The 3959-nt window shown below is 70.0% G+C and carries 2 protein-coding genes; one reads left to right on the top strand and one right to left on the bottom strand.

From position 1 onward, the window contains the following. Positions 1-804: LLM class flavin-dependent oxidoreductase (locus tag AB0O00_RS31635; protein ID WP_363657620.1), on the top strand; the 804-nt coding region annotated here is incomplete at its 5' end. A 56-nt stretch (positions 805-860) separates the two neighbouring features. On the opposite strand, the gene AB0O00_RS31630 is transcribed toward AB0O00_RS31635, so the two are convergent. Beyond that, the coding region (locus AB0O00_RS31630; RefSeq protein WP_363657618.1) for a LamG domain-containing protein at positions 861-3959 on the bottom strand (3099 nt) is incomplete at its 5' end.

Genomic DNA, 3959 nt, shown 5'->3' with positions numbered 1-3959 from the left:
GCTCCTCGAGCTGAACCCGGGCTGCGCCTCGCCGTGGACCTCGCCACCGTCGACGTCCTCTCCGGCGGCCGCCTCAACGCGGGCTTCAGCGTCGTCCCGCCCGGCCACTACGACCAGGTGCGCGGCGCGCTCTACCCCGACACCGGCGACCACGAGGACTTCGGCCCCGGCCGCGCCCGGCGCCTGCTCGACCTCGTCCGCGGCGAACCGGCCTCCGGTTTCGCCGGCACCGAGGGCTTCGAGGTGTACTCGCAGCGCGTCCAGCCGCACTCCCCCGGCCTCGCCGCCCGGCTCTGGTACGGCGCCGCCGGCCTGCGCTCGGCGCGGTGGGCCGGCGAGAACGGGCTGAACCTGCTGATCAGCAACGTGGTGAAGCCGCAGGAGGAGGCCGAGTCGTACGAGTTCGCGGCGATCCAGCTCGCCCACATCCGCGCCTTCCGCGCCGCCCACCCGGACGGCGAGCGCGCCCGCGTCTCCCAGGGGCTCGTCGTGATCCCCACCGACAGCGCCACGCCCGCCCAGCGCGCCAAGTACGAGGCCTACGCGACGGCCCGCACGCCCCGCACGGCCACGCCGCAGGGCCCGGCCCGGCTGCTGTTCGAGCGCGACCTCGTCGGCCCGACGGACGAGCTCGTCGAACGGCTCCACGCCCACGCGTCGTTCCGGGAGATCGACGAGGTCGCCTTCGCCCTGCCGTTCACCTTCGCCCCCGAGGACTACGTCCAGATCCTCACCGACCTCGCCACCCGCCTCGGCCCCGCACTCGGCTGGAAGCCCGCGGAGCCGGACGAAGCCGTGGGGTGAAGAAGAGAGGGCCTGCGGAGAGATTCTCCGCAGGCCCTCGTGGCTGTACCGGTCTATTAGAGCGCGGTCACCTGCTCGGCGGTCAGCGCGTACGGGAAGGTCCGGACGTCGGTGACGGCACCGTTGGTGAGGTTGTTGTAGGAGCTGCCGTCGGTGTTGGCGGAGGCTCCGATGGACAGGCCGTTGGGGGCCTTCCAGGGGCTGGTGTTGGTGGCGGAGCCGGCGAACTTGCCGTTGACGTAGAGCGTCATGACGTGGGTGTCGACGCTGTACGTGGCGACGAGGTGGTCCCAGTTGCCGATGTTCGGCTTGATCGTGGACTGGACGCCGGACCAGGTGGTGCTGGGGTTGTCACTGCCTGTGGTGGTGAATCCCCAGGTGTTCGCACCGTTGTCCGTGGTGTACCAGAGGTAGAACGCCTGGTGGTTGCTACCACCCTCGGCGAGGACCGTCTGGTTGGCGGAGGGGGCGGATCCGAGGTAGGCCCAGGCGGAGAGGGTGTAGCTCTGCGAGGAGTCGACGACGGGGGCCTTGGTCCGCAGGTAGCCGCCGCCGCTGAAGTTGGCGGCGCCCTGCGCGGTGTTGTTGGGGCCGGTGGTCCAGCTGACCGAGCCGTTGATCGTGGCGGGGGCCAGGGTACTGGTGTCGTTGGCGACGCCGTTGTTGGTGGAGCTGCCGGTGAGCGACCAGCGGTCGGCACCGAAAGCGGTGTTCAGGACGACGCTGCTGGCCGTCCAGGTGTAACCGGGGCTGCAGCTGGAGCCGGTCGTGGCCGGGTAGTTGGGCGAGCCGGTCCAGATCCGGACGTCACCGGACGGCGTGATGCCCCAGAGGGTGGAGTGGCCGTTGCCGGTGAGGTCGCCGTCGGAGCCGACCCGCGGGTAGGCGGCGGCGGTGATGCCGCAGCCGATCAGGACGTTGCCAGCGACGCCGGTGAAGGTGGGGAGGGCGGTGCTGCCGGTGCCGACGGGGTTGGGGACGTTGACGGTCCCGGGCGTCAAGGTGTAGCCGCGCAGGTCGCCACTGCCCGGGTTGCGCACCCACAGCCCCGGCTGCGACTGGTTGGGCTGCTGGGCCCAGTCACCGGGGGAGATGAGGTTCCAGCCCTTCATCCCCGTGGGGACGACCCGCTTGGGCGTGCCCAGGGCACCGTTGCCGATGCCGGGGTAGTACCAGAGGGAGCCGTCGCCGAGGGTGTTCGTCTCGATGGTGAACAGGCCGGTGAGGTCCTTGAAGGTCCCCGCGTTGAGCACGCTGGTGGTCGGGTCGCCGCTGGCGGCGATCTCCAGGGTCGTGGACCAGTCCTTCACGTAGCCGGTGCAGTCGGTCTGAGTGGCGTCGCAGTCCGGCTTGGTGACGTGGTTGAGGCTGTCGAACTTGCCGGGGATGCCGCTGGTGTTGCCGACGTTCTTGTACCAGTACAGGGTCAGGCTGCCGGGCTTGTGGACGAACAGGTCGTCGACGTTCACGCCGCCGCTGAGGCTGCCGCGGTGGGTGGTCTGGTAGTTGGCCCAGGAGTCGCCCGCGGAGGCTCCGGTGAGGCTCCCGTCGACCGGCGGGGTGTTGTTCGGCTTGGCGGACACGAAGTCCACGCCCTTGGGCGCGAGCGGGTTGCCCGGGACGCTGAACGCGCGCAGGTTGCCCGCGCTGTCCGGCGTGACGATCTTCGGCACGCCGTCACCGGTGACGTCACCGAACACCGGCTTGGTCCCCAAGGGGTTCCACGGCACGTAGAACGAGTACGACGTGATCGGCGAGAGGTTGCCGGCGTTGTCCTCGGCCCGGGCGTACACGATGTTGGTGCCCCAGTGACTCGCGGTCACCGGGATCTGGTTGCTGCTCAGGGAACTGCCGCACACCGCGGTGCCGTCGGCGAGCAGCGGGTCGAAGCCGTAGATCACGCAGGCCACACCGGAGACGTCGCCGCCCCCGGCCGGGGTCGGGTCGGTGGCGGTGAACGGGATGTAGCCCTGCTGGCCGACGTAGACCGTCGAGGCGATACCGCTGCCGGACGGCGGGAACTGCGAGCTCGTGTAGTTGTTGCCGGTCGACCCGAGGGAGAGCTTCGGCGGGGTCAGGTCGACCCGGAAGTGGCAGACCGTGCTCGGGCTGGACCACGGCACGTTCGGCACGTTGTCGAATGCGTACATGTACCAGCCGTAGTCGTGCCCGTCCTTGAGCGTGCCGGCCGGCAGCGAGACGGAGGCCGTGCCGCCGCTGGCGGTCAGGGCCGTGGGACCCCAGAACACTCCGGTGCCGTTGGCGCTGTCGTCCCAGACGCTGGCCTGGCCGTAGAGCTGGGCCTGGACCGGGCTGGAGACGGTGGCGGTGAGGCTGACGGCGTTGGCCTGGTCGCTGCCCGCGCCGAGCCAGCCCCAGGAGCTCATCGGGCTGTTCTCACAGGCCTCGTAGGTCTGCGAGGGGCTGACGAGCTTGGGCTCCGGCGAGGTCTTGGCGCCGGTCGGGACGTTGGGGGTGCGGTCGTAGGTGACGGAGATCGACGGCTGGTAGGTGAGCCGCTTGAAAGCGTTCGCGTTGGACTCGTCACCGTAGACGCCGAAGGTGATCGTGCCGTTGTTCGCGTTGGCGTTGGACTGTACCGCGCTGGTGACGGTGTAGGCGAACGGCACGTTGTCGTGGCAGGCGCTCTGGCCGGAGCCGCCGACCTGGTCGGTGCCGAGCGAACCGCTCTGCTTGGTGGGCTGGTTGCTCCAGCTGGTGGAGTTGCTGATGGACGTGGTCCAGTACAGGTCCAGCGGGTACGTGTTCGAGCAGCTCCAGTCGGCGGAGACGTACTCCTGGAGGGTCACCGTGGCGTTGCCGATGACGTCGCCCTCGATGCCGCTGACGTTGAACTGGTAGAAGGTGCGCTCGACGTCGTTGGGGCAGCTGCCGCCGGCGGCGTAGTAGCCGCACACGCCGACGCCGGGGTGTGCGGAGTCAGCGCTTCCGCTCTGCATCCAGTTCGGCGTGGTCTGGTAGGCGGACTGGACCCAGGTCCAGGCGTAGCCGTCCTCGCTGACCGGGATGAAGTCGGGGTCGATGTAGTAGGGCGCGGTGCCGTGGGCCAGCAGGTCCTGACTGGGCGCCAGGTCGACGCCCTTGGCGTTCGCGGCCACCGGCACCTGCGCGGTCTTGGCCGCGCGTCCGGGGGC

Source organism: Kitasatospora sp. NPDC093558 (genome assembly GCF_040683475.1).
Taxonomy (GTDB): domain Bacteria; phylum Actinomycetota; class Actinomycetes; order Streptomycetales; family Streptomycetaceae; genus Kitasatospora.
This window is presented reverse-complemented; position numbering and strand designations above follow the sequence as displayed.